24 protein-coding genes are annotated in these 26194 nt (G+C 72.7%); 9 read left to right on the plus strand and 15 right to left on the minus strand.

Annotated elements, in window-relative coordinates:
• Positions 1–43 precede the first annotated feature (43 nt).
• Together AQJ54_RS15550 and AQJ54_RS15555 are read left to right on the plus strand one after the other, a co-directional pair.
• On the plus strand, positions 44–1003 hold the full coding sequence (locus AQJ54_RS15550) for an LLM class F420-dependent oxidoreductase (protein WP_030313132.1): 960 nt from the start codon (positions 44–46) through the stop codon (positions 1001–1003).
• Between the two features lie 3 nt (positions 1004–1006).
• On the plus strand, positions 1007–2098 hold the full coding sequence (locus AQJ54_RS15555) for an enolase C-terminal domain-like protein (protein ID WP_062237870.1): 1092 nt from the start codon (positions 1007–1009) through the stop codon (positions 2096–2098).
• A 105-nt stretch (positions 2099–2203) separates the two neighbouring features.
• Here the strand turns inward: AQJ54_RS15555 and AQJ54_RS15560 are convergent, their stop codons facing one another.
• Together AQJ54_RS15560 and AQJ54_RS15565 are read right to left on the minus strand one after the other, a co-directional pair.
• On the minus strand, positions 2204–3220 hold the full coding sequence (locus tag AQJ54_RS15560) for an SDR family oxidoreductase (protein ID WP_062237872.1): 1017 nt from the start codon (positions 3218–3220) through the stop codon (positions 2204–2206).
• A 33-nt stretch (positions 3221–3253) separates the two neighbouring features.
• Complete coding sequence (locus AQJ54_RS15565; RefSeq protein ID WP_062237875.1) at positions 3254–3736, minus strand: phage holin family protein; 483 nt, start codon at positions 3734–3736, stop codon at positions 3254–3256.
• 128 nt (positions 3737–3864) lie between these two features.
• Here AQJ54_RS15565 and AQJ54_RS15570 point away from each other — a divergent pair, with 128 nt between their 5' ends.
• A complete protein-coding gene (locus tag AQJ54_RS15570; protein ID WP_020133328.1) occupies positions 3865–4215 on the plus strand; it encodes a VOC family protein in 351 nt (116 codons plus the stop codon).
• A gap of 5 nt (positions 4216–4220) precedes the next feature.
• Here AQJ54_RS15570 and AQJ54_RS15575 read toward each other — a convergent pair whose 3' ends face one another.
• Together AQJ54_RS15575 and AQJ54_RS15580 are read right to left on the minus strand one after the other, a co-directional pair.
• A complete protein-coding gene (locus AQJ54_RS15575; protein WP_062237877.1) occupies positions 4221–6140 on the minus strand; it encodes a DUF5107 domain-containing protein in 1920 nt (639 codons plus the stop codon).
• 40 nt (positions 6141–6180) lie between these two features.
• Positions 6181–7080 (minus strand): arginase family protein, encoded by a 900-nt coding sequence (locus AQJ54_RS15580; RefSeq protein ID WP_062237879.1) that lies wholly within the window; start codon positions 7078–7080, stop codon positions 6181–6183.
• Between the two features lie 58 nt (positions 7081–7138).
• Here AQJ54_RS15580 and AQJ54_RS15585 point away from each other — a divergent pair, with 58 nt between their 5' ends.
• On the plus strand, positions 7139–7486 hold the full coding sequence (locus AQJ54_RS15585) for a DUF6204 family protein (RefSeq protein WP_062238650.1): 348 nt from the start codon (positions 7139–7141) through the stop codon (positions 7484–7486).
• Here AQJ54_RS15585 and AQJ54_RS15590 read toward each other — a convergent pair.
• The 6 genes from AQJ54_RS15590 to AQJ54_RS15615 form a co-directional block, all read right to left on the minus strand.
• Positions 7458–8021 carry a GNAT family N-acetyltransferase gene (locus AQJ54_RS15590; RefSeq protein WP_062237881.1) on the minus strand — a complete coding sequence of 188 codons (564 nt, stop codon included), beginning with the start codon at positions 8019–8021 and terminating at the stop codon, positions 7458–7460. The two genes, AQJ54_RS15585 and AQJ54_RS15590, sit on opposite strands and share 29 nt — an antisense overlap.
• A gap of 17 nt (positions 8022–8038) precedes the next feature.
• Positions 8039–8278, minus strand: a complete 240-nt coding sequence (locus tag AQJ54_RS15595) for a LapA family protein (protein WP_030313153.1) — start codon at positions 8276–8278, stop codon at positions 8039–8041.
• A 289-nt stretch (positions 8279–8567) separates the two neighbouring features.
• Positions 8568–9491: a S66 peptidase family protein gene (locus AQJ54_RS15600; protein ID WP_062237883.1), complete on the minus strand. Its 924-nt coding sequence runs from the start codon at positions 9489–9491 to the stop codon at positions 8568–8570.
• Entirely contained in the window at positions 9488–11437 is a 1950-nt protein-coding gene (locus tag AQJ54_RS15605) for a S9 family peptidase (protein ID WP_062237885.1), read from the minus strand. The genes AQJ54_RS15600 and AQJ54_RS15605 overlap by 4 nt, the downstream gene beginning before the upstream one ends.
• 16 nt (positions 11438–11453) lie before the next feature.
• Positions 11454–12758, minus strand: a complete 1305-nt coding sequence (locus tag AQJ54_RS15610; protein ID WP_062237886.1) for a M20/M25/M40 family metallo-hydrolase — start codon at positions 12756–12758, stop codon at positions 11454–11456.
• A complete protein-coding gene (locus AQJ54_RS15615) occupies positions 12751–13584 on the minus strand; it encodes a M55 family metallopeptidase (RefSeq protein WP_062237888.1) in 834 nt (277 codons plus the stop codon). The genes AQJ54_RS15610 and AQJ54_RS15615 overlap by 8 nt, the downstream gene beginning before the upstream one ends.
• 146 nt (positions 13585–13730) lie before the next feature.
• Here AQJ54_RS15615 and AQJ54_RS15620 point away from each other — a divergent pair, with 146 nt between their 5' ends.
• A complete protein-coding gene (locus AQJ54_RS15620; protein ID WP_062237890.1) occupies positions 13731–14867 on the plus strand; it encodes an acyltransferase family protein in 1137 nt (378 codons plus the stop codon).
• 7 nt (positions 14868–14874) lie between these two features.
• On the opposite strand, the gene AQJ54_RS15625 is transcribed toward AQJ54_RS15620, so the two are convergent.
• The 4 genes from AQJ54_RS15625 to AQJ54_RS15640 form a co-directional block, all read right to left on the minus strand.
• Entirely contained in the window at positions 14875–15600 is a 726-nt protein-coding gene (locus AQJ54_RS15625) for a class I SAM-dependent methyltransferase (RefSeq protein WP_062237892.1), read from the minus strand.
• A gap of 133 nt (positions 15601–15733) precedes the next feature.
• Positions 15734–18199, minus strand: a complete 2466-nt coding sequence (locus AQJ54_RS15630; protein ID WP_062021145.1) for an ATP-binding SpoIIE family protein phosphatase — start codon at positions 18197–18199, stop codon at positions 15734–15736.
• Between the two features lie 275 nt (positions 18200–18474).
• On the minus strand, positions 18475–20829 hold the full coding sequence (locus tag AQJ54_RS15635; RefSeq protein ID WP_062237894.1) for an MFS transporter: 2355 nt from the start codon (positions 20827–20829) through the stop codon (positions 18475–18477).
• 148 nt (positions 20830–20977) lie between these two features.
• Complete coding sequence (locus AQJ54_RS15640; RefSeq protein ID WP_062237896.1) at positions 20978–21421, minus strand: SRPBCC family protein; 444 nt, start codon at positions 21419–21421, stop codon at positions 20978–20980.
• Positions 21422–21555: 134 nt separating this feature from the next.
• Between AQJ54_RS15640 and AQJ54_RS15645 the strand changes: the two genes are divergently transcribed.
• From AQJ54_RS15645 to AQJ54_RS15660, 4 genes are all read left to right on the plus strand, one after another.
• Positions 21556–22593, plus strand: a complete 1038-nt coding sequence (locus AQJ54_RS15645) for an Rv2578c family radical SAM protein (protein ID WP_062021153.1) — start codon at positions 21556–21558, stop codon at positions 22591–22593.
• A 135-nt stretch (positions 22594–22728) separates the two neighbouring features.
• The gene (locus tag AQJ54_RS15650) at positions 22729–24306 is read left to right on the plus strand and encodes an alpha/beta hydrolase (protein WP_062237898.1); all 1578 of its coding nucleotides are present in this window, start codon (positions 22729–22731) and stop codon (positions 24304–24306) included.
• A 56-nt stretch (positions 24307–24362) separates the two neighbouring features.
• Positions 24363–24761 (plus strand): RidA family protein, encoded by a 399-nt coding sequence (locus AQJ54_RS15655; RefSeq protein WP_062021159.1) that lies wholly within the window; start codon positions 24363–24365, stop codon positions 24759–24761.
• Positions 24762–24817: 56 nt separating this feature from the next.
• Entirely contained in the window at positions 24818–25357 is a 540-nt protein-coding gene (locus AQJ54_RS15660) for a GNAT family N-acetyltransferase (protein ID WP_062237900.1), read from the plus strand.
• 32 nt (positions 25358–25389) lie between these two features.
• Here the strand turns inward: AQJ54_RS15660 and AQJ54_RS15665 are convergent, their stop codons facing one another.
• Positions 25390–25965 (minus strand): adenylosuccinate lyase, encoded by a 576-nt coding sequence (locus AQJ54_RS15665; protein ID WP_062237902.1) that lies wholly within the window; start codon positions 25963–25965, stop codon positions 25390–25392.
• Between the last annotated feature and the right edge of the window lie 229 nt (positions 25966–26194).

Genomic DNA, 26194 nt, shown 5'->3' on the forward strand with positions numbered 1-26194 from the left:
GGGGCAAGCCCGTTTGTATGCGGAACCGCCGGAGGTACCCCCCATGCCCGAATACGGCTATTTCCTCTCGTGCGAGGAGTTCGGACCCGCGGAGCTGGTCGAACAGGCGCGAATGGCCGAACAGGCCGGTTTCACCGCGCTGTGGATCTCCGACCACTACCACCCGTGGAACGACGCGCAGGGCCAGAGCCCGTTCGTCTGGTCGGTGATCGGCGCGCTCTCGGAGGCGGTGTCGCTGCCCATCGAGACGGCCGTGACCTGCCCGACCGTGCGGATCCACCCGGCGGTGGTGGCGCAGGCCGCGGCGACCTCGGCCGTCATGACGAACGGCCGCTTCCGGCTCGGCGTCGGTTCCGGCGAGGCGCTGAACGAGCACATCCTCGGCCATGTCTGGCCGCCCGCGCACATCCGGCTGGAGATGCTGGAGGAGTCGATCCAGGTGATGCGGCGCCTGTTCACGGGCGAGGAGGTCAACCACCACGGCACGCACTACACGGTCGAGAACGCCCGCCTCTACACGGTCCCGGACGAGCCCGTCCCCATCGACATCTCCGGCTTCGGCCCGGCGGCCACCGCACTCGCGTCCCGGGTCGGGGACGGCTACATCACGATGATGCCCGACGAGTCGATGGTCGAGCAGTACCGCAAGGGCGGCGGGGCCGGGAAGCCGGTCAGCGGCGGCACCAAGGTCTGCTACGGCACGGACCGCGCGGAGTGCGTCCGGACCGTGCGCAAGCTGTGGTTCAACCAGTTCCTGCCCGGCGAGATGGGCCAGATCCTGCCCTCGCCGAGCCACTTCGAGCAGCTGGGCCCCCTGGTCACCGAGGACATGGTGACCGAGAAGACGGTGTGCGGGGACGACGTCGACGAGCACGTGTCCGCGCTGAGCGCCTTCGCCGACGCGGGCTTCGACCGGATCTACGTGAACCAGATCGGACCCGACCAGCGCGGCTTCTTCGACTTCTACCGCACGAAGGTGCTGCCCCAGCTCCAGCAGGGGTGAGCGATGAAACTGCTCAGGCCCCTCGTCTCGGTGTACACGGTCCCGACGGACGCCCCCGAGGCGGACGGGACGCTCGCCTGGGACACCACGACCATGGTGATCGCCGAGGTGTCGACGGGCGAGGAGACCGGCACGGGCTGGACGTACGGCCCGGCCGCGGTCGGTGACTTCCTCACCGAGCACCTCGGACCGCTCGTCGAGGGCCGCGACCCGCTGGACATCCCGGCGCTGCACGACGCGATGTGCCGCTCGGTCCGCAACGCGGGCCGTCCGGGCATCGCGGCGGGCGCGATCTCGGCGCTCGACATCGCCCTGTGGGACCTGAAGGCCCGACTCCTCGAACTCCCCCTGGCCCGCCTCCTGGGCGTGGCCCGTGAACGGGTCCCGGTCTACGGCAGCGGCGGCTTCACGACGTACCACGACACGCATCTGGCCGCGCAGCTCAACGGCTGGGTGCACGGCCAGGGCATCCCGCGCGTCAAGCTGAAGATCGGCGAGAGCTGGGGCCGGGCGGTGGCCCGGGACCTCTCCCGGGTCCGCACGGCCCGTGAAGTCATCGGCCCGGACGCGGAGTTGTACGTCGACGCGAACGGGGCGTACACCCGCAAGCAGGCGGTCCGGGTGGGCGGTGCGCTGGTGGAGGAGGGTGTCGGCTGGTTCGAGGAGCCGGTCTCCTCGGACGACCTGACCGGGCTCCGGCTGGTCCGCGACGCGCTCGTGTGCGATGTGACGGCCGGCGAGTACGGCTACGACCTCCCGTACTTCGCCCGCATGATCGCGGCCGGCGCGGTCGACTGCCTCCAGATCGACGCGACCCGCTGCGGCGGCCTCACGGAGTTCCTGCGCGCGGCGGCCCTGGCCCAGGCGCACGGCCTGGAGGTCTCGACGCACTGCGCCCCGCACGCCCACGCGGCGGCGGCCGCCTCGATCCCCAACATCCGCCACATGGAGTGGTTCCACGACCACGTCCGCATCGAGGACATGTTCTTCGACGGGGCCCTCGACCCGACGGGCGGCACGGTCCGCCCGCAGGCGGGGGTGGGACACGGGCTGACGTTGCGGACGGAGGAGGTGGAGGAGTACCGGGTGGCGTGACGGCGGGTGCACCGAACGACCGTGAGCGGCCGTGACGGCCGGTGCACCGAACAACCTTGAGCGGCGGGGCCGTTGGGTCCCGCCGCTCACCATGCGTCCCTGCGTTCAGCCCCGTCGGCGTAGCCCGGAGGTCGCAACGACCCCCAGCGCCCCGGCCGCGGCCGCCACGAGCCCCACGCCCATGCGGGCGCGGTTGCGGGAGAGCCAGTCCTGCGGGCTGCGGTGCACGGCCTCGTCGTCGAAGCGGCCGTGCGCCCCGTGGTCCCGCCCGTGCGGTCCGTCCGCGGGAGCCCACAGATTGCCGGGACCGCTGTGCTCGCCCTCCTCCTGCTGTGCCTCGATGTTGGTGCGTGCGAGGTAACGGTCCAGGACCCCCGGCATCACCGCGTTGGCGATGAGCGTGGCCGCCGTGGACCCGCCGACCCAGTACTCGCGCCGCCGCGGGTGGAAGGCCGCGTGCACGACCGCGCGGGCGGCGATCTCGGGCTGGTAGACCGGCGCCACCGGCCGGGCCCGCCCGGGCATCCGGTTCAACACCCAGTCGAACTGAGGGGTGTTGAGGCCGGGCAGCTGCACCATCGTCGTCCGCACGCCACTGCCCGAGTGGAGCAGCTCGCACCGCAGGGACTCGTTGAAGCCCTGGATGGCGTGCTTGGCCCCGCAGTACGCCGACTGGAGCGGGATGCCCCGGTAGGCCAGCGCCGAGCCGACCTGCACGATCGTCCCGCGGTCGCGGGGCTGCATGTGCCGCAGGGCGGCCCGGGTGCCGAACACATAGCCCAGGTAGGTCACTTCGGTGACCCTGCGGAACTCGTCCGGGGTGATCTCCGTGAACGGGGCGAAGACACCGGTGAAGGCGTTGTTGACCCATACGTCGATGTGCCCGAAGGCGTCCACGACCTGCTGGGCGGCGTCCTCGACGGCCTTCGCGTCGGACACGTCGACGCTCACGACGAGCGCCTCACCCCCGGCCCGCTCCACTTCGTCGGCCGCCGCGGCGAGGCCTTCGCGTCCCCGGGCGAGGAGGGCGACCCGGGCGCCGCGCTCGGCGAAGGCCCGGGCAGTGGCCCGTCCCACGCCGCCGCTGGCCCCGGTCACCACCACGACCTTGCCGTGCTTCACGTGCGATTCCTCCCATGGGTCGTGCACCGGGCGTTACGCGCGGTGGTGCGGCTGCTCGGGATCGGTGCCGGCCCGCGTCGGGGCCGCACCGGGCTCCGGCGTGCTCGTCGCTCCGGGCGCGACCGGCGGCATGGGCGGGTACGGCGTGCCGGGCCCGGTCGGCGGGGCGGCCACCGGTGCGGTGGCTCCGGCGCCGGCACCCTGCCCGGCCTCGGGCCGGGACCCTCCGGGCCGCGCCGCGCCGCGCAGCACATAGGCCACGGCGCCCAGGACGACGGCGGTGATCAGTGCGGCGGCCCAGTCGGGCAGCCCGAGGGCGAGGGCGAGACCCACGGCCAGGGCCAGGGCGGCGCCCGCGTACAGGGCGGCGGCACCGGACGCGGCGTACAGCATGGCCGTACGGCGCTGCTTGCGCGTCTGTTCGCGCAGTTCGTCCCGTACGGTCTCGCGTGCCACCTGCGCCAGTTCGTCGACCAGATGCTTGTCCAGATGCTCCAGGTGATCCAAGCGGTCCATGGCCGCCGGGTACCCGTACGGGCGTACGCATAACGCCCGCCCGGCCGGCTGTGCGGCACCGGCGGCCGGGTCGGGAGGATCGCGTGAAACGATCTCCCGCGGCCGGCCGGCCGAACTAGGCTCGGCGCATGGAGATTCTGGGAACCACGCTGCGTGTCTGCGTCGACGACCTGGACAGCGCGGTCGTCTTCTACGAACGGCTCGCGGGCGCCACGGCCCTCCGTTTCGAGCGCGGCGGCGTCCAGGTGGCCGCGGTCGGCTGCTTCCTGCTGATGAGCGGGCCGGAAGCGGAGCTGGAGGTGCTGCGCAAGGTGGCGGCGACCATCGCCGTGAAGGACGTCGACGAGGCCCGCCGGCTCCTCGACGAGCTCGGCGCCCGGATCATCGCGGGCCCGGTGCCGACCCCGGTGGGCCGCAACCTGATCGCGATGCACCCGGACGGCGTGGTGTACGAGTACGTCGACCGCAACGTCACCTAGGGCGACTAGGTGTCCGGGCGCATGCGGAAGTCGTAGGCGGGCGGGAGCGGTTCGTCGCCGAGGCGGTTCCACAGGGCGCCGATCGCCTCGGCGCCCTCCCGCAGGTCGGCGACCTCGAAGCCCTCGTCGAAGACGGCCCGGGCGGCTTCGGTCCTCCCCTCGGCGAGCAGCAGCCGCGCCTCGATCAGCCGGAACCGCCCGCGGGCCCGGGTCGGGGCGTGCAGCCGCTCCCACACCGCGCGTGCCTCGGCCGTGCGCCCGGCAGCGAGCAGGGCCTCCAGTGCCTCGCGGCCGAGCGCGGCCGTAGCCGCCGTCCACGACTCGCCGTCGTCGCGCCGCTCCTGGCACAGGTCGTCGAAGGCGTCGGCGTACCGCTCCGCGGCCCGCTCCCGGTGGCCGCTCTCCTGGTCGGCGACGGCGAGGCAGCGCAGCAACGGCCAGCGGGACGGGGCGAGTTCGAGCCCGCGCTCCCAGCTGCGCACCGCCTGGGCCCGGTCACCGGCGTGCCACTGGGCGACGCCCAGGTGGTACTCGGTGAGCGGGGTGGCGGGCGCGGTCTCCAGCATGTCCCGCCAGTGCGGCGCGACCAGGGTCCCGCCGGGCGGCCGTACCCGGCGCGGCTCGGGGAAGGACCCGGTGCGCAGCAACTCCAGCCAGGGCGCCTGCGGTTCGCCGAGCGTGCTCTCCTCGAAGGGCGTGCCGGGCAGCTTCCAGCCGGCCCGCAGCACCTCCAGCGCGCCCCAGCCGGAGCCGGGGGCCAGGATCTCGCCGGGTTCGGCGTCGGCGTACGGCTTCCAGGCGGCGTGGGCCTCGTCGACGGCGGCCCGTGGCAGTACGGCCTCCAGACGGGCCTCCGCCTCGGACACCGCGGGAGGCGCGCTGAGCGGCCCGTACGCCTCCAGCCAGGAGACCTCGCTCTCCGGGTCCAGGCGTACGTGCTCCAGCTGGGTGCGGGCGAGCCCGGCCTGGATCTCGCAGTAGCCGCCGGTGCCGGGCTCGGTGAGCCACTCCTGCCAGCGGCGGCCGCCCCTGCCGGTCCCCCACACGAACAGCTTGCGGCCGCGCAGGGCGTCGGTGGACGTCTGCACGAGTCCGTGGCCGTCGGCGTCGAGGGCGGCGATCCAGCGGCGCCGGGTGTCGGGCAGGTCGTAGAACCAGTCGGCGGCGTAGGGGCTGCTGTGCGGGTCAGGTGGGACGGGCACCCGGCGCAGCCGGCGCTCGTGGCCGAAGTGCCAGACCTCCTCGGCCGGGGCGAGCACCCGGCGGCCTTCCGGTACGGCGGTGTTGGACCACCAGTAGCCCGGCACCGGCCGCTCGTGCGGATTGCGGATCCGGACGCCGGCGTACAGGAAGTCCGAGTCCCGCGGCAGCCACAGGTCGACCTGGAAGGGCAGGTCGCGCAGCCGCTCCCACTCCCACAGGCGCAGCATCTCCCCGCCGTCGGGGGCGGCCACGCGGGCGGCGTGCAGGGGTGCGCAGGCAAGGGCGGTGTGTCCGGTGGCGCCGATGTTCCACTCGATGCCGCCGGAGTACCAGGCGCCGTTCAGGGCGAAGTTCGCGGGCTGGAACACCGGGTTGCGGTACAGGAGTTCACGCCCGGTCGGCTTGTGGAGGAGGGACGTGATCCGGCCGCCCAGAGCGGGGAGGACGGTGGCCCTCAGCCGGTCGTTCTCGATCACGATCGTCTCGAACTCGCGGGGCTCGCGCGCTCTGCCGTAGCCGTCCCGGACGGGCACCGGCAGCAGGCTGCGCAGGGGCCCGTAGCCGGCCTGCCGGGCCATGTCCCGGGGCAGGTCGGACCGGTCCCGTACGTCCGTACGGTGAACCTCGTACGGCAGGCGCAGCGGCGGCAGCGGGTTGTCCGGGCCCAGCGGTGCGGCGGGCAGGGTGAGCACGTCTCGCCGGATCGTCGTCACGATCACCATGGAAGCCGCTCGGCCCCGAGTCGGCCAGGGGAGCTGCCGGTCAGGATTGCGCAAAGGCGTCCACGACGATGTCGGTGAGGAGCGCGCCCGCCGTGCCGTCGGGGTCCAGATCGGGGTCGTAGATGGTGATGTTGAGCCCGACGCAGGCGGTCGAGGCGAGCAACGGCCTGAGGAGATCGGTGAGTTCGCGGGGCTGGAGGCCCTCCGGGTCGGGGCTGTCGACGGCGGGCATGACGGAGGGGTCGAGGACGTCGGCGTCCAGGTGCACCCAGAATCCGTCGATCTCCGGGATCTCGAAGGCCTGAGCGGTGGCCCGGGCGAGCGCGTCGGCGCCCCACTCCCGGAGGTCCCCGACGGTGACGACCGGGATCTTCAGGGCGGCGAGTTCGGCCCGGTCCTCCTCGAACGCGTCGCGGATCCCGAAGAACCGCACGTCCTCGTCCCGCAGATAGGGCTTGAGCCCTTCCATGTCCGTCAGGTCGTCCTGCCCGCGCCCGGTGGCCAGCGCGACCTCCTCACCGCCCGCCGCGCCGATCCGGTCGGAGTTGCCGGTGTGCCGGAAGTCGGGTGAGGCGTCGATCGCGGCCAGGCCGTAGCGCCCGACGCGGCGCAGCGCGAGGGAGGCGCCGAGCTGGATGGAGCAGTCGCCGCCGAGGACGACGGGGAAGTCCCCGGCGCGCACATGGCGCTCGACGCGGTCGGCCAGCTTGACGGTGTAGTCGGCGATGGCGGCGGCGTTGAACACCCCGTCGCCCTCCTGCCAGTCCCCCCCGTCGTAGCGCGGCGGCACCACGACCCCGCCCTCCAGCGCCCCGAGCCGCTGCACGATCCGCTGCTCCCGCAGGGCGCCGGCGAGCTTGTAGCAGCCGGGCACGGTGCCGGGGGCGGGGGGACGCAGGCCGAGGTTGGAGGGGGCGTCCAGCACGACGATATTCCGCATGCGGATCATCCTCGCCGACGTACCCTCGACCGTCCACGGAATACGCGAGGGAGCGACAGTGAGCGAGCAGCACACCTACCGGGTGATCGTGCGGGGGACCTGGGACGGGCTCACCGAGGAGGCCCGCGCGCGGCTCCTCGCCGAGGCGGCGGACCACGGCATGGCGAGCATGCGGTTCTCCGAGGAGGGCTCGCTGTCGTACGAGCCGGCGCCGCTGAAGCACTTCTCGATGCGGTACGTGGTGGTCTCCGACGCCGCGGACGGCGAGGAGATGGCGGGCGCGCTCGCGGAGGACCGCGCGGAGACGGCCCTGCGCGCTCTCGGCTACGGCTTGCGGGATCTGAGGTCGACGGTCACGGACCTCGACACCATGAAGATCAACCGGAAGTCCGCATCTCGGCGGTGATCGCCCAGCGCTCGTGGTCCCGCCAGTCCCCGTCGATCCAGATCATCTTCGGGGAGAACCCTTCGAGCCGGAACCCGCAGCTGCGGGCGAGGGCGAGGGAGCCGGTGTTGCCGGGCTGCGCGTTGATCTCCAGGCGGTGCAGCCGCATGGGCCCGAAGGCGTGGTCGACCACGAGGTTCAGTCCCTCGCGCATCAGCCCGCGCCCGGCGGCGTGCGCGAAGGCGCCGTAGCCGAGGGCTCCGCAGCGGAAGCCGCCCTCGACGATGTTGTTGATGTTGATGAAACCGGCGATGGCCCCGTCGCCCCGCTCACCGTCCTTCTCGCAGACCAGGAACCCGGCCTTGGTCCGGTCCTCGATGAGCCGGCCCGCGTAGGCGAGGTAGGCGCTCTCGCTGTCCGGCGGGAACAGCCAGGGCTGGTGCAGTTGCTTGCTCTCCCGGGCCCGGGCGGTGAACTCCGCGGCGTCCTCGTAGGTGAAGGGGCGTATGCCCACGCGGGGGCCTTCGGCGAGATAGCGGGAAGCGGTGTGCGGCATCCCGCCACCCTACGGCGCTAGCCCCGCCGCCTCATGGCGTACGCCCCGCACAGGGCGCCGATGAGGCCGGTGGCGAGCAGGGCGGTCCACAGGGGCATGGTCACCTCGGGGACCAGCAGCCGGATCCGGGTCGCCCGGGTGTTCTCGAAGACGAAGGTCAGGGCGAGGGCGGCGAGCAGCAGGACGGCGAGCCGCGCGGGGGTCACCGCCCCGCTGCTGCCTCTGGTCGTGCCGCTCTCGGCGGTCTTCGGGCTCATGCGACCAGGGTGAGCCCAGGACCCACGGCCCGCACGGCGGGCGCTGCCTTCCGGGTGGACCGCGGCCACGGCCGGCCGGCTGGCTGCTGCTCGCCTGTGGCGGCGCGCTCGCGACCGGCCCGGAGACGGGTGCGCACCAGACACCAGGCTCCCGGCTCCCGGCTCCCGGCTCCCGGGGAGTTCCGGGTACGGCCCCCGCCGACCGCACGCGAGCTCTCTTCCGGGGCCGCCGTCCTGGTCGGGCGACCGGCCGCCACAGTGCCCGCCGCCGCGTGTCCGGCGCGCGGACTCAGCTCAAGGCCGGCTCGTCCAGCGTCAACGTGCCCTCCTCGGTGTCGAGTTCGGCCGCCGCCCCGAAGGGCACGGTGAGGGCCCCCTCGCAGTGCCCGAATCCGAACTCCTCGACGACGGGCACCCCGAGTCCGCCGAGCCTCTCGGCGAGGACCGTCCGCAGCACCTCGTACGGCCCGCAGCTCTCCCAGGAGCCGAGGACGATCCCCCGGACGCCGTCCAGCCAGCCGGTGCGCAGGAGTTGGGTCAGCAGGCGGTCGACGCGGTACGGCTGCTCGCCCACGTCCTCGATCAGGAGGAGTCCGTCCCGGGCGCCGCTGCGGGCGTGCCGGGTGCCGAGGTCGGTGGCGAGCAGGCTGAGACAGCCGCCGAGGGTGACTCCACGGGCCCGGCCGGGGACCAGCGCGGGCCCCCGGGAGGTGAGGGTGCGGACCGTCTCCGGGGCGAGGAGCGTGGCCCTGAGGTGTTCCTGGGCGAGGGCGTTCTTGACGAAGTCGGCACCGGCCGCGGCGGGCCCGTACAGGGTGACCAGGCCGAGGCGGGTGGCGAAGGCCTGGTGGAGCGTGGTCACGTCGCTGAAGCCCACGAGCACCTTCGGGCCGGCCGCCCGCATCGCGTCCCAGTCCAGCAGGTCGACCATCCGCTGGGCGCCGTAGCCGCCCCGGGCGCACAGCACCGCGTCCACCGCGGGGTCGCACCAGGCCGCCTGGAGGTCGGCGGCGCGGTCCGCGTCGGATCCGGCGAGGTACCCCAACTCGCCGTGCCGGTCCAGGACATGCGGGGTCACGACCGGGTCGAGGTCCCAGCCGCGCAGGATGTCGAGCCCGGCCTGGAGGCGTTCCTCCACGATCGGGCCGCTCGGTGCGACGACGGCCACGCGTGCGCCGGGGGCGAGCCGGGGCGGCCTTACCAGTGCGGTCACTTGCTGAGCTCCAGGGTCGGGACGCCGGGCGGGTCGAACCCGAAGACCTGTGCGTACAGGGAGAGTTCGGACTCCAGGGCCCGGATCATGGTGTCGGCGCGGCGGAATCCGTGGCCCTCTCCCTCGAAGGCGAGGTAGGCGTGCGGGATCCGCCGCCCGGCGATCCTCTCCAGGAACCGCTCGCACTGCGCGGGCGGGCAGATCACGTCGTCCAGGCCCTGGAGCAGCAGGAACGGCGCGGTGACCCGGTCGGCGTGCTCGACGGGCGAGCGCTCCGCGTACCGGCCGGGGACCTCGGCGAGCGGTCCGACCAGGCTCTCCAGGTACTGCGACTCGAAGTCGTGGGTCTCCCCGGTGCCCCAGCCGGCCAGGTCGAGGATCGGGTAGACGATGGTGCCGCAGGCGTAGACGTCGGTCGAGGTGAGCGAGGCGGCGGCGGTCCAGCCACCCGCGCTGCCGCCGCGGACCGCGAGCCGGTCGCGGTCGGCGGTGCCCTCGTCGGCGAGGGCGAGCGCGACGGCCGCGCAGTCCTCGACGTCGACCACGCCCCACTGCTCGCGCAGCCGGTTGCGGTACGCGCGCCCGTACCCGGTCGAGCCGCCGTAGTTGACCTCGGCGACGCCGATGCCGCGCGAGGTGAAGTAGGCGATCGACAGGTCGAGGACGAGGGGCGCGTGCCCGGTGGGTCCGCCGTGCGCCCACACGACGTAGGGCGGCAGTTCGCCGCCGGGGGCCACGTACCCGGGCCGGTGCGGCGGGTAGACGTGGGCGTGGATGTCCCGGCCGTCCGGTCCCGTGAAGGTGCGGATCTGGGGCTCGGGGTAGTGGGCGGGGTCGACGGGGTCCTCGTGTGCGGCCCCGATCACCCGGGTCCGGCCGGTGCGGGCGTCCAGTTCGACGACCTCGTAGGCGGTGCGTGGACTGGCCCCGACGGCGACGACCCTTTCTCCGTTCACCGCGAGGGTCGGGGCGAACTCGGTCCAGGGGCCTGCCGCGTCGACGAGTTCGCCGGTCTCGGGGTCCAGGATGCCGAGGGCGGTCGAGCCGGTGCCGTGCACGACGGCGATCAGGCCGCTGTCCAGCGGGGCGAACCAGCGGTGGCCGAGCTTCCACAGGGGGCCGCCGAACTCCTCCTCGCGGGGGCACAGTTGCTCGCCGTCGCGGTAGAGGTTCCACCAGCCGGTGCGGTCGCTCGCGTACAGGAGCCGGCCGTCGGGCGACCAGTCGGCCTGGGCGACGGACTCCTCCGGGCCGCCGGCCACCGTGCGGGGCTCCCGGAGCGTGCCCTCGTGCACCTCGGCGACGATCAGCTCGGTGCCGTCCCAGGGCATCCTCGGGTGGTCCCAGGCGAGCCAGGCGGCGCGGGAGCCGTCCGGCGAGAGGCGGGGGCCGGTGACGAACCGGTGCCGTTCGCCGGTGAGTTCGCGCACCGCGTCCCGGTCGTGGGCGGCGGAGCCGTCGAGCGGGACGGCGGCGAGGACCCGGCGCACGTCGGTGGGTCCGTCGCCGGTGAACTCCTCGAGGACGCACCACACTTCGCCGAGGTCCAGCCGCAACTGCGGCTCCACCCAGCGCAGTCCGCCGCCCACCGGGGAGAGAGGCGTCAGGGGCACCGGCTCGGCGCCGGGCCCGTACCGGTACAGCCGCTGGTCGGCGAAGTGCACGAACACGACGAGCAATTCATCCGCCACGACCGCGCCGGCCCAGGGGTGGCCGCCGTACTCGATGACCCGGCTGCGCACGTTCCACGGCGCGGGCAGCACCGACTCCTCGGTGCCGTCGGCGCGTCGGCGCACCAGGGTGCGGCGGCCGCCCTCGGCGGGGCGGGGTTCGGTCCACCAGACCTCGTCCCCGACGAAGCCCAGCCATTCCGGGTGTCCGTCGTGCGCGGCGGCGAGGGCCGCGTCGACGGGCGAGGGCCAGGAACCATAGGGCGACGTGTGCATGTTCTCCCCCACTCGCTCAGGCCGTCCGCAGGAAGCGGTCGAGCACCCGGACCCCGAAGTGCAGGGCCTCCACGGGGACGCGCTCGTCGACGCCGTGGAAAAGAGCCTGGTAGTCGAAGCCCTCCGGAAGCTTCAGCGGCGCGAAACCGTATCCGGTGATGCCGAGCCGGGAGAACTGCTTGGCGTCCGTGCCGCCGGACATGCAGTACGGCACGACATGTCCCCCGGGGGCGAACTCCTCCACCGCGGCCCGCATGCCGGCGTAGGTCGGTGAGTCGACCGGTGCCTGGAGGGCGACCTCGCGGTGGCTGAACTCCCAGTCCACGTCGGGGCCGGTCAGCAGGTCGAGCGTGGTGCGGAACTCGTCCTCGCCGCCGGGCAGATACCGGCCGTCGACGTAGGCCACGGCCTCCCCCGGGATCACGTTGAGCTTGTAACCGGCTTCCAGCATGGTCGGGTTGGCGCTGTTGCGCACGGTCGCCTCGACCAGCTTGGCGGCCGGGCCCAGCTTCTCCAGGAGCGCGTCCACCTCGGTGAGGTCGGTCTCGATGCCGTAGAGCGCGGCGAGTTCGGCGAGGGCCGCGCGGACGGTCGGGGTGAGCCGGAGCGGCCACTCGTGCTCGCCGATACGGGTCACGGCGGCGGCGAGCCGGGTGACCGCGTTCTCCTTGTTGACCTTGGAGCCGTGTCCGGCCCGGCCGCGCGCGGTGAGCTTGAGCCAGCCCGTGCCGCGCTCCCCCGCCGCGATCGGGTAGATCTCCCGGCCGGCGCCGTCGTGGAAGGTGAACGCCCCGGACTCGCTGATGCCCTCCGTGCAGCCCTCGAAGAGCTCGGGGTGCTCGTCGGCGAGGAACCCGGAGCCGTCCTCGGCGCTGGCCTCCTCGTCGGCGGTGAACGCGATCACGAGGTCCCGCCGGGGCTGTACGCCCTGCCTGGCCCAGGACCGCACCACGGCCAGGATCATCGCGTCCATGTTCTTCATGTCGACCGCGCCGCGCCCCCAGACGACGCCGTCGCGGATCTCCCCGGAGAAGGGGTGCACGCTCCAGTCGGCGGCCTCGGCGGGCACCACGTCCAGATGACCGTGGACGAGCAGCGCGTCCGCCGACGGGTCGCTGCCCTCGATCCGGGCGACGACGTTCGTACGGCCCTCGGTGCGCTCCAGCATCAGGGGCTCCAGGCCGGCCCCGGCCAGCTGCTCGGCCGCGTACTCGGCGGCGGGCCGCTCCCGGCAGTCGCCGCCGCCCCGGTTGGTGGTGTCGATGCGGATGAGGTCGGAGGTGAACCGGACGACCTCGTCGAGTGCCTGCTGGTCAGCCATACTGCTCCTCCACGGCGGCCGAGACGATGGTGGTGACCGCCTTGAACGTACGGATTCCCGTGTACATGGTCTCGTTCGTGTACGCCACCTTCCGTGCCCCGATCCGCTCGACGCCCGGCACCACGGTGGCGGCCATGGCGAGGTGCTCGGCGTCGAACTCGACGGCGACGGTGAACGGGCCCGCCTGGACGGGCTTCTGACGGACCGCCAGCCGTGCGGCCTGCTTGGCGGCGGCCCTGATGTCGGCGGCGGTGCGGGCGGGTGTGCGGCACACGGCGGCGTACCGCGAGACATGGTCCTTGACCGCGACCTTCAGCGCCTCGGGGGCGTAGCCGAGGGCGTCCTCGCAGGCCACGTCGTCGCCCGTGACGAGGACGACGGGGACGCCGTACTCGGCGACCACGTGCGCGTTGAGGTACCCCTCGCTCGCCGGGACGTCGTTCAGCCAGACCCCGGTGATGGAGTTGGCGAGGTAGGTGTGGGCGAGGACGCCCTCCTGGCCGGCTCCGGCGTGGTAGCCGACGAACGCGATGCCGTCGACGTCGCCGTGCTGGACGCCCTCGACCATGGACAGCGACTTGTGCCGCCCGGTGAGCATCTCGGTGCGCTCGTCGAGCCGCTCCAGGAGCAGGTTGCGCATGGTCCAGTGGGCCTCGTTGACGAGGACCTCGTCGGCGCCCCCGTCGAAGAAGCCCAGCACGGCCGCGTTCACGTCCGAGGTGAACAGGGACCGGCAGCGCTCCCACTGCGGCGTCCCCGGCAGCACGTCGGCCGGCCAGGTCACGCCGGTGGCGCCCTCCATGTCGGCGCTGATCAGGATCTTCATGGTGCGCCACGTTACGCGGCGAAGAGGTTTACGTCGCCCGCGCGGGGTGAGGCGAGTCGCATGCGGCTCACCCCCGCCGCACAGGCAACTCCTGGAAGACGCGTATTCTCCCTCGCGGGTTCCACAGGAGACGGACAGGGAGAAGCGTGAGCGACACCGCACAGCCCGCACAGCAGTCGGTACGACGGACGGCGGCGACGCCCCCGGCGACCGCCGCGCCGGCGCCGGGGAACCCGTCAGGCCGCCCGAAGCAGCGCGACGCGTTCTTCGACAACGCCAAGTACCTGGCGATCGTGCTGGTCGCGATGGGCCACGCCTGGGAGCCGCTGCGCTCCGGCAGCCGGACCGTCACCGCGCTCTACACGATCGTCTACGCCTTCCACATGCCGGCGTTCATCATCATCTCGGGCTACTTCTCGCGCACCTTCGACGCGAGCCCGGCGAAGATCAAGCGGCTGGTCACCGGGGTCGTCGCCCCCTATGTCGTGTTCGAGACGGCGTACACCCTCTTCACCCGTTGGTCCGACGGTGTCCCGGACCGTCCGATCAGCCTGCTCGACCCGCTGTACCTGACCTGGTTCCTGGCCGCGCTGTTCATCTGGCGGCTGACCACGCCGATCTGGCGGAGCCTGCGCCGGCCGCTGCCGATCGCCCTGGCGGTCGCCGCCCTCGCCACCCTCAGCCCGTCCATCGGCGACGACCTCGACCTCCAGCGCACCCTCCAGTTCCTGCCGTACTTCGTGCTCGGCCTGTGTCTGCGGCCCGAGCACTTCTCGCTGGTGCGGCAGTGGCGGGTACGGCTGCTCGCGGTCCCGGTGTTCGCGGCCGCGGTGGTGTTCTCGTACTGGGCGGTGCCGCGCATGGACTACGCGTGGTTCTTCCACCGCGACGCCGCCGCGCACTTCGGGGTGCCCTCCTGGTACGGCCCGCTGATGACCCTGGGCCTCTTCGCCTGCTCCCTGGTCCTGGTGGCCTGCTTCCTGTCCTGGGTGCCGGGGCGCCGGATGTGGTTCACGACCCTGGGCGCGGGCACGCTGTACGGCTATCTGCTGCACGGTTTCGTCGTCCAGGCCGGCAACCACGTCGACTGGGCGGCCCACCGCTGGCCGCACACCCCGCTCGGCGAGATCGCGGTCACCCTGGTCGCCGGGGCGGTGGTGACCGCGCTGTGCACGGCACCGGTGCGGCGGGTCTTCCGGTGCGTGATGGAACCGCGCATGGAATGGGCGTTCCGCAAGGCCGAGCCCGCGGCGGGCGGGGTGCCCGCTCAGCGGCGCCGATAGGGCGCTGTCAGCCCGCGCGTCCCACCACCCACCACTTCGACGGCAGTTCGATCCGGGTGCCGTCGGCGCGGTACTCCGTGGTGATCAGCGGGAGTTCACCGCTCGTCACGATCTTCAGCCCGGCCGCGCCGAGGTACACGGGCACCGCGTCGTCGGCCACCTCGCCGGGCGCGATGCCGTGGCGGAAAATGGGCGCCAGCTTGTCGGGCGGCCCGTCGGGGCCCTGCGCGAGCCCCAGGAGGACGGGCTTGGCCGCCTCGGACAGCTCGACGACAAAGGCCCGGCCCCGCTCCCCGACCAGGGTGGCGATCCCGTCGACCATCTGCTGCCGGTCCTCGGGGGCAGCCTGGTGCAGCACCCCCCGCATGTACACGTTGGCGTCCCCGAGTTCGGCGTGCAGGTTCTCCGGCTCGCCCTTGTCCGAGGCGTCCAGCTGCCGGTAGGTCACCTGCCCGTCGGGGTCGGCGTCCCGTGCGCGGTCGAGGGCGGCGGCGGACAGGTCGACGCCGATCACCTGGCTGAAGTGGGCGGCGAGAAAGCGGCTCTGGGTGCCGTTGCCGCACCCCAGGTCCACGAGCGGCAGCCCGGGATCGAGCAGCAGCGGCTCGAAGTGGGCGAGGTGGACCCCGGAGGTCAACACCGGCTCCGCGTCCCAGAACACGGCCCCCTGCCGCCCCGGAGCCTCCCGCCAGAACCCCTCCCAGGACTCCCGGTACCGACCCGTCACGCTCATGCCCAACTCCCCAGGAAGTGACAAACCCGCCACACTTGGCGGGCCAGTACGGTGTATCGCGCCGGGGGCAGGCGAACAAGCGCGTGGCGCATTCCTTCACTGTGCGTTCGAGAAACGCGCGCCCCTGGACCGATCAGCGGCGAGGCAGGGTCAGTTCGAACCACACGGTCTTCCCCGCCTTCGTGCGGCTCGTGCCCCACTCCCGCGCCAGCGTGCTCACCACCCGCAGGCCCCGCCCCAGTTCGTCGGTGGGCCCGGCGCTCGACAGGTTCGGCAGGTCGTGGTCGTCGTCGTCCACCTCGCACAGCAGGGTGTCCCCCCGCACGAGCCGCAGCTGGACGGGCTGCCGGTGCGCGTGCCGTACGGCATTGGTGACCAGCTCGCTCACCATCAGCTCGGCGCCGTCGGCGAGTTTCGCCAGCCCCCAGTCGTGGAGCTGCTCCCGCACCACGGCCCGGGCCCGCCCCACCTCGGCCGGGTCGAGGGCGATCCGCCACTCGGCGACGTCGTCGGGCTCGATGCCGTTGAGCCGGGCCATCAGCAGCGCCACGTCGTCCTTGCGGCCGCCGCGGGTGTTGAGCGCCCGGATGATCGCGTCGCAGGCGTCGTCCATGGACGCGGCCGGGTGCGCCGCGGACTCGGTGAGCGTCGCGAGGCCCACCCCGATGTCCTCGCCGCGCACCTCCACCAGACCGTCGGTGCACATGAGCAGCCGGTCGCCGGGCTCCACGCGCACGCGTACGGCCTCGAAGGGCACTCCCCCGACACCGATGGGCGCACCGGTGGGCAGCTGGAGCAGCTCGCTGCGCCCGTCCGAGGCCCGCACGATCACCGGCGGGATGTGGCCCGCGTTGGCGATCAGCAGCTCGCCCGCGATCGGGTCGTAGACGGCGTAGAGGCAGGTCGCGAGGTAGGTGTCGCCGAGCCGCTGGGCGAGGTCGTCGAGGTTGCGCAGCAGCTGGCCGGGCGGCAGGTCGAGCGCGGCCATGGTCTGCACGGCCGTCCGCAACTGGCCCATCATGGCGGCGGAGTTGAGCCCGTGGCCCATGACGTCGCCGACGACCAGGGCGGTGCGCGCGCCGGGCAGCTTGACGGAGTCGAACCAGTCGCCGCCGACGCGTCCGAGGAGCGTGCCCGGCAGGTAGCGGGTGGCGATGTCGCAGCCCGCCATGCGCGGCGGGATGTGCGGCAGCATGCTGTCCTGGAGGGTCTCGGCGACGGACTCCTGGAAGGTGTACATGCGCGCGTTGTCGAGCACGAGCCCCGCGCGGGCGGCGAGTTCGGCGCCGGTGACGCGGTCCATGTCGTTGAACTCGACACGCTCGGGGTGCCGCAGCAGGATCATGAACCCGAGGACCACGTTGCGGGCCTTGAGCGGGACGACGAGCATCGAACGGCCGGTGATCAACGGCCTGATGTCGCGCTTCTCGAACTGCGAGGCGATGGCATGGCCCATCTGCTCGCTGATCCGCGGCACCAACACGGGTTCGCCGCTGGTCATGCACTGGAAGAACGGGGTGTGGGCGGGGAACGGCATGGCCTCGCCGACCGGCACCACGTCGTCCCAGCGGCCGGGCTCATCGGTGTGTTCGAGGGCGACCCGGTGCCACATGGTGGTGGTGTCGGGCACGCCGTCGGGGAAGCCCTCGCCGGCGACGACCTGTTCGCGCAGATAGGTGCCGGCGACATCGGTGAAGCGGGGTACGACCGCCTTGCTGACCTCGACGATGGTGCGGGACAGGTCGAGGGAGGTGCCGATCCTCCCGCTGACCTCGTTGAGGAACTCCAGACGCTCGCGCACGGCGACGTACTCGAGATCCTCGCCCTCGTCCGTCTCGTCCGGCGGCACGGGCCGTCCCTCGGCCGCCGCCCGCGCCGCCCGCTCGCGGCGGGCCTTGCGCTCGGCGCGCCGCGGCACGCCCCAGTCGGGGGTCACGGGCACCCGGTCGTTCTGGCTGAACTCCAGGACGGGATAGCCCAGTTCGAGGATCTGGGCGACGATGCGGGCGCTCTCGCCGACGCTCATGCTGGGCAGGATCTCGGGAAGCCTGCGGGCGAGTTCGTCAGCGCCGGGGAAGTCGGTGTGCAGGGCGAAGGCGGGTGCGATCCGCTCGACCGCGACGGCGCCGTCCTCCAGTTCCAGGTCCTGCCGGAGTGCGTCCGCGTCGGCGGCGAGGACCAGCAGGCGCTCCTGGCCGGGGCCCACCAGCGGATAGGCCCACCACAGGACGTCGACGCGGTCCGCTCCCGGCACGGTGAGCCGGGCGCGGCCGGCGGCCGGGTAGGAGAGCCCGCCGTCGAGGGACGACTCCAGGTCGGGGCCCAGTCCGTCGTGGACCGTGTGGCCGTGGGGCAGGGCGTCCTCGTCGTCGGGGAGCGCTCCCGAGACGGGCAGCAGGTCGGCGGCCGGACGGCCGATGGCCTGTTCCTTGGTCACGCCGAACAGCCGCCCCGCGCCCCGGCTCCAGTGGGACACCAGGCCGACGCGGTCGACCACCACCACGGCCAGCGGTACGCGTCCGGCCGGGGCGTGGCCGTCCGCCGCACCCGGTCCAGCCCCGCGGCTGTCAGGCGCGCCCCGCTCGGTGCCTCGGTCCATGGCCCAGGCCCTCTCTCCGCAAGATCTGTGCCGCCTGCTCCACCGTACGGCGCCGGTCGGTCACGGTGTGCGGCAATGCGGGAATTGGTCCGGTCCGGTCCACCCCGGCGCACGCCCCGCGCTGACGCCGCGTCAACTCCGTGGCCCGGGGCGCACGCCCCGCGCCGACGTCCTGTCGATCGTCGTGGCCTGCGGTCGTCGTGGCCCAGGCGACCGCCCCGCGCCGACGCCTGTCGGTCGTCGTGGCGCAGGCGACCGCCCCGCGTCAACGCCTGTCAGTCCTCGTGGCCCAGCCGGACGTCCCGCTCCGCGCGGTCGCCCCCGGTCATGCGCACCACGGTGGCGACCGGCGGGTAGCCGGTGGCGATCACGGTGTAGTCGCCGGCGGCGAGGCCCAGGAAGCGGAAGGTGCCGTCGGGCCCGGTGGTGAGGGTGTCCACGACGTTGCCCGCCGCGTCCAGGAGGGTCACGCGCGCGTCCTCGACCGACCGTGCTCCGCCCGCCCGTACGGTGCCGCGCAGCATCGCCCCGCCCGTGAGCTCGACGTCCTGGCGGGTCTCCCGAGCGGCCCGCACGGCGACCGGGAGCGCGGCGGGGCTCAGTCCGGACCCGGCGGCGGCGAGGGTGTACTCCCCCGCGAGCAGTTCGGTGATGACGTAAGCGCCCTCCGGCCCGCTGCGGGTGGTGGCGACGACCTCGCCGTGTGCGTCGGTGAGGGTGACGGCGGCGTCCCGCACGGGGGTGCCGTCGGGGGTCCGGACCCGGCCCGTGAGCCGTCCGGCGCCGCCGAGGACGATGTCGAGCTCGACCGGCAGCTCGCCCACGGTCACGGAGACCGCCTGCGGCTGGTGACCGCCCGCGGCGGCGATCAGCACGTACGGCCCCGGTCCGGGCGTGGACAGCGCGTACCGCCCGTCCGCACCGCCGGCGACCCGCCCGATCTGCGCCCCGGCCACGTCGATGAGGGTGAGGGCGGCGCCCGCCACGGCGGTGCCGTCGGAGTGCCGGACGCTGCCGTGCACGAGGAGCCGGCCGGAGTGCGACGCGCGCGCCTGCGGGACCGGCGCGGTCTCCGCCTCGGGGGCGTGGTGCGACATCAGCGGTTTCTCCTTGAGGAAGAAGGCGATGAGCAGGCCGAGCACGAGAACCGGTACGAGGTAGAGGAAGATCCTCGGCATGGCGTCGGCGTAGGCCCGCACGTAGCCGTCGCGCAGCGCCGGGGGCAGGGTGTGGACGAGCTGCGGGGTGAGGGACTCGGGGTCGGGCAGCCCGGTGCCCGCGGGCAGTTCGGCGGCGAGCGCGTCGGCGAGCCGGTGGGCGAACAGGGTGCCGAAGACCGCCGCGCCGACGCTGCCGCCGATCTGCCGGAAGTAGGTGTTGGCGCTGGTCGCGGTGCCGAGGTCGGCGGGGCGGACGGAGTTCTGCACGGCGAGGACCAGGACCGGCATCACCATGCCGATCCCGGCGCCGAGGACGGCCATCCAGAGGCTGTAGTGGAGCCGGGGTGTGTCGGCTTCGAGGCGGGAGAGCAGCCACATGCCGAGGACGGACAGGGCGCTGCCGAGGACCGGCCAGATCTTGTAGCGGCCGGTGTGGCTGATGAGTTGTCCGGAGACGACGGAGGCTCCGACGATCCCGGCCATCATGGGCAGCATCAGCAGTCCGGACTCGGTGGCGCTGGCGCCGTCGACCATCTGGAGGAAGGTCGGCAGATAGCTGGCCGCGCCGAAGAGCGCGACGCCGATCACCAGGCCGACCAGGCCGGTGACGTTGAAGACGGAGTCCCGGAACAGCCGCAGGGGGATGAGGGGTTCGGCGGCGAAGTGCTCGGCGACCACGAAGAGCAGGGCGGCGGCGGCCGCTCCGGCGCCGAGTCCGAGGACGACCCGGGAGTCCCAGGCGTACTCGGTGCCGCCCCAACTGGTCAGCAGCACCAGGCAGGTGGAGGCGGCGGCGAGCAGGAGCGTGCCGAGGACGTCGAAGCGGGGCCTGACGGCGGGCCGGGGCAGTTTCAGGACGGGGGTGACGACGGCGAGGGTCAGGAGTCCGAAGGGCACGTTGACGTAGAAGCACCAGCGCCACGAGAGGTGGTCGGTGAAGTAGCCGCCGAGCAGGGGTCCCGCGACGGAGGCGAGTCCGAACGCGGCGCCGATCAGTCCCATGAAGCGGCCGCGCTCACGGGGCGGCACGATGTCGGCGATGATCGCCTGCACACCGATCATGAGGCCGCCCGCACCGACGCCCTGGACCGCGCGGAAGGCGATCAGCTGGTCCATGGTCCGCGCCCGTCCGGCCAGTGCCGAGCCGATGACGAAGACGACGATCGCGAACTGGAAGACGCCCTTGCGGCCGAGCAGGTCGCCGAGCTTGCCGTAGACCGGGAGTCCGATCGTGGCGGTGAGCAGGTAGGCGGTGATCGCCCAGGACATCCGGTCCAGGCCGTGCAGCTCACCGACGATCTTCGGGAGCGCGGTGGCGACGATCATCTGCTCCAGCGCGGCGAGGAGCAACGCGAGCATGAGCCCGAAGAAGACCAACCGGACGCGGCGCGGCCCGAGTTCGGCGCTTCGCACGGGAGCCGGCGGGGGCGCCTCGACCCGTTCCTGGTACGCCGGAGTCGTCACGCCCACCTGCCGCTCCCCTCGTCACGCCTGTCACGCAATTCCCGCTTTGGGCGACAACTACGAACAAGCGCGACGAGTTACGGCAGATCGGCGGGCCTGGCGGAGATCCACTCGATCAGGTGACCGAGATCAACATCCGCCGCGTGCGGACGACTTACTTCTCGACCTCGGCGGCGAGCCGGTCCAGGAGGCTGTCGTAGATCCTGCCGAGGCCCTTGGGGGCGAAGGTCCTCTCGAAGAAGCCGCCGATGCCGCCGGCGCCGTCCCAGGTGGTGGTCACGACGACGCGGGACTTGCCCTCGCCGGCCGGGGTGACCCGCCAGGTGGTGACCATGGAGGAGTTGCGGTCCTTCTCGACGAGCTCGCCGTCGGTGGGCTCGGTGACCTCCAGGAGGCAGTGGCGGATGCGCTTGCTGGTGGCCTGGAGCTTCCAGTGCACGAGGGTGCCCTCGCCGTCGCCGCCCTCGCGGACCTCGTACTCGCTGAACTGCTCGGGCAGCACCTTGCCGCGGGTGCCGCTGTAGTCGGCGACGGCGTCGAACACCTTCTCCGCGTCCGCCGCGACGATCCGCTCCGTAGTGGCCTCGACCTGCGCCATCGACTTCCTCCAGGACTTCAAGTTCTCGGGGTCGGGGCAAGCCAACCACCCCGGCCCACGGCCCCCCAAATCGGGGTTGCACGAAAATTCGAACAAGTGTTTCACTCGAAGGGCAGTGCTACCGAGGAGGCCTCATGCGCTGGGAGAACCTCACCGAGTCCGCGGAACACGGACGGGCCGACGCCGCCCTCTTCGGCGCCGACGCGGTGGTCAGCCGGACGTTCGACACCCCCGAGTTCGCCGGGATCACGTTCCACGAGATCCGGGCCCGTTCGATCATCAACCGGGTGCCGGGCGCCTCCCGCATGCCCTTCGAGTGGACGGTCAACCCCTATCGGGGCTGCACGCACGCGTGCGTGTACTGCTTCGCCCGCAAGACCCACAGCTACCTGGACCTGGACACCGGCCTCGGCTTCGACTCGCAGATCGTGGTCAAGGTGAACGCGCCCGAGCTGTTGCGCCGGCAGCTGGCCTCGCGCCGCTGGACGGGCGACCACATAGCGATGGGCACCAACGTCGACTGCTACCAGCGCGCGGAGGGGCGGTACCGGCTGATGCCGGGCATCCTCGGCGCCCTGCGCGACCACGCGAACCCCTTCTCGATCCTGACCAAGGGCACGCTGATCCTGCGCGACCTGGAGGTGCTGAAGCAGGCCGCCGAGGTGACCGACGTCGGCGTCTCCGTGTCGGTCGGCTTCACCGACCGCGAGCTGTGGCGCACCGTGGAGCCGGGCACCCCGGCTCCGGAGCGGCGCCTGGACGTCGTACGGACGCTGGGCGAGCACGGCATCGGGTGCGGGGTGCTGATGGCACCGGTGATCCCGTTCCTGGGCGACCACCCGGCACAGCTGCGGGCCACCGTGCGCGCGATCGCCGCCGCGGGGGCCACCTCGGTCACCCCGCTGGTGCTGCATCTGCGGCCGGGCGCCCGCGAGTGGTTCATGGCCTGGCTGGACCGGGAGCACCCGTATCTGGTGCGCCGGTACGAGCGGCTGTACGCGGACGGCGCCTACGCCCCGAAGTGGTACCAGCGCCGGATCACCCGTCAGGTCCACGAGCTGGCCCGGGAGTACGGCATCGGTCCGGCGGGCGCCGGGATGCCGCGGCGGATCCGGGAACCGGAACCCGAGGCCGAGCCGGTGTCCGAACCGACCCAACTCACGTTGCTCTGAGAGCGTTCGAGCGCATCATTCGGCCCAATCGGGTCAACTATTGTCAGATCAGGTTCTTCCGGGCGGACTTTCCGGGACGATGCGGCGTGGACCGTGACCCTCGCGGCCAGAAACCCTCCGTCCTGGGAGGACTTCATGAGAAAACGCGCAGCCGTGCTGTGCGGCGCCGCGGTCGTCGTGGCCGGGTCCGTCACCGCGGTCCCCGCCGAGGCCGGCGCCTCGACCAGCCCGCACTCCCCGCAAGCCGTCGCCCTCGCCTGGAAGAAGTGCGGCACCGACGACCACCCGACGCTCCAGTGCGCGTCCCTGAAGGTGCCGCTCGACCACGCGAACCCGCGCGGGCGGCAGATCACCCTCGCACTGTCCCGCGTCCCGCACACCGCGAAGACGTACCAGGGCCCGCTGCTGGTCAACCCGGGCGGCCCCGGCGGCAGCGGCCTGACCCTCGCCGCGTTCGTCGCGGGCGCGCTGCCCAAGGCGGTCGCGTCCCAGTACGACGTCATCGGCTTCGACCCGCGCGGCGTCGGCAGGAGCAAGCCCGCCCTCGACTGCAAGCCGGGCTACTTCAACCCGGTGCGCCCCGACTCCGTACCGGTCACGCCCGCGATCGAGAAGGCCAACCTCAAGCGGGTCGAGGCCTTCGCCGCCGCCTGCGGCCGGAAGTACGCGAGCGTGCTGCCGTACATCGACACCGTCAGCGCCGTGCAGGACATGGACTCCATCCGGAAGGCACTCGGCGCCCGACGGATCAACTACTTCGGCTACTCATACGGCACCTACCTGGGCGCGGTCTACGCCAAGCTCTTCCCGCACCAGGTGCGCCGCCTGGTCCTCGACTCGATCGTGGACCCGACCGGCGTCTGGTACGAGGACAACCTCGGCCAGGACTACGCCTTCAACGACCGGCACCGCGCCCTGATGACCTGGATCGCCAAGTACGACGGGACGTACAAGCTCGGCACCGACCCGGAGCGGATCGAGGCCAAGTGGTACGCCATGCGGGCCGCCCTCGCCAGGAAGCCCGCGGGCGGCAAGGTGGGTGCCTCGGAGCTGGAGGACACCTTCATGCCCGGCGGCTACTACAACGGCTACTGGCCCTATCTGGCCGAGGCGTTCTCGGCGTACGTGAACAAGAAGAACGCCGGACCGCTCGTCGAGGCGTACGAGAACTTCGCCGCCGTGGACGCCTCCGGTGACAACGGCTACAGCGTCTACACCGCCGTGCAGTGCCGCGACTCCTCCTGGCCGCGCGACTGGCGGCAGTGGCGGAAGGACAACTGGGCGGTGCACGAGGAGGCGCCGTTCATGACCTGGAGCAACGCCTGGTACAACGCGCCGTGCGCGTTCTGGCCGACGGACTCCCTGAAGCCGGTGAACATCGCCAACGGCAAGCTGCCGCCGGTGCTGCTCTTCCAGGCGACGAACGACGCGGCCACCCCGTACCAGGGCGGCGCGACGGTCCACCGTCTGCTGGCGGGCTCCAGCCTCGTCGTCGAGCAGGGCGGTGGGAACCACGGCATCACGCTGAGCGGGAACGCGTGCCTGGACAAGCACCTGGCCGCGTATCTGACCGACGGCAGGGTGCCGCGTGGTCACGGCGAGGCCGACGCGGTGTGCAAGGCGCTGCCGGACCCGAAGCCGCTGACCGCCAAGGCCGCGTCGACGTCCTCGCGGGGAGCGACGCTGCACGGGCTGCTGGGCTTCCGCGGCTGAGCGCCTGAGACTCCGTCGGGGACGGCGTTGTCAGTGGCGTGGTCCACCATGGACCCATGACCGAGCTGACCAGGATTCCCGCCCCCGACGGGGTCGCCCCCGCGGCCCAGTACTCCCATGTGGTGCTGGGCCACGGCCGTTTCGTCGCCGTGTCCGGCCAGGTGGCCCTGGACGAGAACGGCGAGCTGGTCGGCGAGGGCGACGCCGAGGCCCAGGCCCGCCAGGTCTTCGAGAACCTCCGCCGCTGCCTGGCCGCCGCGGGCGCGAGCTTCGACGACGTCGTCAAGCTCACGTATTTCGTCACGGACCTGGAGGACATGCCGGCTCTCCGCGCCGCCCGCGCCGAGCACATACCCGACGACCGGCTGCCGGCGGCCTCCGCCGTGCAGGTGGCTGGGCTGGTGCGGCCGGAGTTCCTCATGGAGGTCGAGGCGTTCGCGGTGCTCGCCGAATAATGCGGAGGCCCGATAATTCGTGGGCTCGAACGGTCGGGCGCACCTAGGGTGCCGCCATGATCGACGAAGATGACGAGCGCTTCCTCGTCCGCCCCATGACCCTCGACGACTGCGACCGCGTGGGCGAGATCCGCGTCCGCGGCTGGCAGAGCGCCTACCGCGGCCTGGTCTCCCGGTCGTACCTCGACGCGATGAGCCCGGAGCGGGACGCCGAACGGCACCGGACCCGCTTCGCGCAGGGGGACCCCGACATCGTGAACCTCGTGGCCGAGTGGGACGGCGACGTCATGGGCTGGGCCTGTCACGGCCCGTACCGCGACGGCGAAGTCCGCACCGACGACGCCGAGTTGTACGCCGTCTACGTGGACCCGCGGAGGTACGGCTCCGGCATCGGACAGGCCCTGCTCCGGGAAGCGCTGTGGAACCGCACGGCCCTCGGGCACGACCGCATGTACCTGTGGGTCCTGAAGGACAACACCCGCGCCCGCCGCTTCTACGAGCGGGCGGGCTTCGAGGCCGACGGCACCGAGGAGCCCTTCGAGGCGGACGACGTCCCGGTGCCGGAGGTGCGGTACGTCCGACCCCTCACCCCCTGACGACTCACCGGCGGGTCGGAATCCGCGACGGCTCACCGCTGCCGGGGAATCCGCGCCAGCGCCCGCACCGCGGCCTCCGCCAGCACCGGATGCGCGAGGGCCTCGTTCAGGACGGGTCTGGCCCGGGCGTCGGCGAGGGTGCCGAGCCCCTCCACACAGGCCAGGGCGACCCGGCGATAGGGGTCGTGCAGGTTCAGTCGCCGTTCCAGCGTGGTGATCAGCGCGGGCACCGACTCGGGGGCGCGCAGTTGCGCGAGGAGGCGCACGGGGTGCAGGGCGTAGGCGACGCGGAGTTCGTTGGTGGCGAGGGCGGCGGCCGCGCGGGCGGTGCGCGGGTCTCCCAGGCGGGCGAGCGCGTACGCGGCGGTGGCACAGCGCGGCGGATCACGGTGGTTGAGCAGCAGGACGAGCGCCTCGAAGGCCCGGCGGTCCCCGGCGAGTCCGAGCCGGAACGCGGCCAGTTCCCTGGCCCACAACGGCTGTCCTGGCGCGGTGAGCACCTCGGCCAGATCGTCGAGGTCCCCGGTCGCCGCCAGCCGGTCCAGGGCGGCCGACGCTCCCGCCTCCCGCCGTAGACGCTCCGTGAGCGATCGCAACTCTTCGTCCATGAACCCGAGGTTAGGGGGACGGCCCGGGGCGCGGGACGTACATCACAAATCCGGGGGCTGGCGCGCTCGTTACCCACCGGTTAAGCTCAGACGAGCGAGTTACCCACTCGCGGAACTCCTTGCGGTGGCCTGGTGACGCAGCTGCCGTGAGAGCAGTCGGTTCGGTACCTCGGGTACCACCAGTACGACCCGGCCTGGGACAGGGCCGGTCGGCATCTCCCGTTCTCCG

This window comes from Streptomyces griseorubiginosus, from assembly GCF_001514195.1.
Lineage (GTDB): Bacteria > Actinomycetota > Actinomycetes > Streptomycetales > Streptomycetaceae > Streptomyces > Streptomyces griseorubiginosus.

Bases quoted from the DNA above. Each gene is read 5' to 3' on its own strand.
- AQJ54_RS15550 (WP_030313132.1), top strand. From the start codon at position 44: ATGCCCGAATACGGCTATTTCCTCTCGTGCGAGGAGTTCGGACCCGCG.
- AQJ54_RS15555 (WP_062237870.1), top strand. From the start codon at position 1,007: ATGAAACTGCTCAGGCCCCTCGTCTCGGTGTACACGGTCCCGACGGAC.
- AQJ54_RS15565 (WP_062237875.1), bottom strand. From the start codon at position 3,736: ATGGACCGCTTGGATCACCTGGAGCATCTGGACAAGCATCTGGTCGAC.
- AQJ54_RS15570 (WP_020133328.1), top strand. From the start codon at position 3,865: ATGGAGATTCTGGGAACCACGCTGCGTGTCTGCGTCGACGACCTGGAC.
- AQJ54_RS15575 (WP_062237877.1), bottom strand. From the start codon at position 6,140: ATGGTGATCGTGACGACGATCCGGCGAGACGTGCTCACCCTGCCCGCC.
- AQJ54_RS15580 (WP_062237879.1), bottom strand. From the start codon at position 7,080: ATGCGGAATATCGTCGTGCTGGACGCCCCCTCCAACCTCGGCCTGCGT.
- AQJ54_RS15590 (WP_062237881.1), bottom strand. From the start codon at position 8,021: ATGCCGCACACCGCTTCCCGCTATCTCGCCGAAGGCCCCCGCGTGGGC.
- AQJ54_RS15595 (WP_030313153.1), bottom strand. From the start codon at position 8,278: ATGAGCCCGAAGACCGCCGAGAGCGGCACGACCAGAGGCAGCAGCGGG.
- AQJ54_RS15605 (WP_062237885.1), bottom strand. From the start codon at position 11,437: ATGCACACGTCGCCCTATGGTTCCTGGCCCTCGCCCGTCGACGCGGCC.
- AQJ54_RS15610 (WP_062237886.1), bottom strand. From the start codon at position 12,758: ATGGCTGACCAGCAGGCACTCGACGAGGTCGTCCGGTTCACCTCCGAC.
- AQJ54_RS15615 (WP_062237888.1), bottom strand. From the start codon at position 13,584: ATGAAGATCCTGATCAGCGCCGACATGGAGGGCGCCACCGGCGTGACC.
- AQJ54_RS15625 (WP_062237892.1), bottom strand. From the start codon at position 15,600: ATGAGCGTGACGGGTCGGTACCGGGAGTCCTGGGAGGGGTTCTGGCGG.
- AQJ54_RS15630 (WP_062021145.1), bottom strand. From the start codon at position 18,199: ATGGACCGAGGCACCGAGCGGGGCGCGCCTGACAGCCGCGGGGCTGGA.
- AQJ54_RS15640 (WP_062237896.1), bottom strand. From the start codon at position 21,421: ATGGCGCAGGTCGAGGCCACTACGGAGCGGATCGTCGCGGCGGACGCG.
- AQJ54_RS15645 (WP_062021153.1), top strand. From the start codon at position 21,556: ATGCGCTGGGAGAACCTCACCGAGTCCGCGGAACACGGACGGGCCGAC.
- AQJ54_RS15650 (WP_062237898.1), top strand. From the start codon at position 22,729: ATGAGAAAACGCGCAGCCGTGCTGTGCGGCGCCGCGGTCGTCGTGGCC.
- AQJ54_RS15655 (WP_062021159.1), top strand. From the start codon at position 24,363: ATGACCGAGCTGACCAGGATTCCCGCCCCCGACGGGGTCGCCCCCGCG.
- AQJ54_RS15660 (WP_062237900.1), top strand. From the start codon at position 24,818: ATGATCGACGAAGATGACGAGCGCTTCCTCGTCCGCCCCATGACCCTC.
- AQJ54_RS15665 (WP_062237902.1), bottom strand. From the start codon at position 25,965: ATGGACGAAGAGTTGCGATCGCTCACGGAGCGTCTACGGCGGGAGGCG.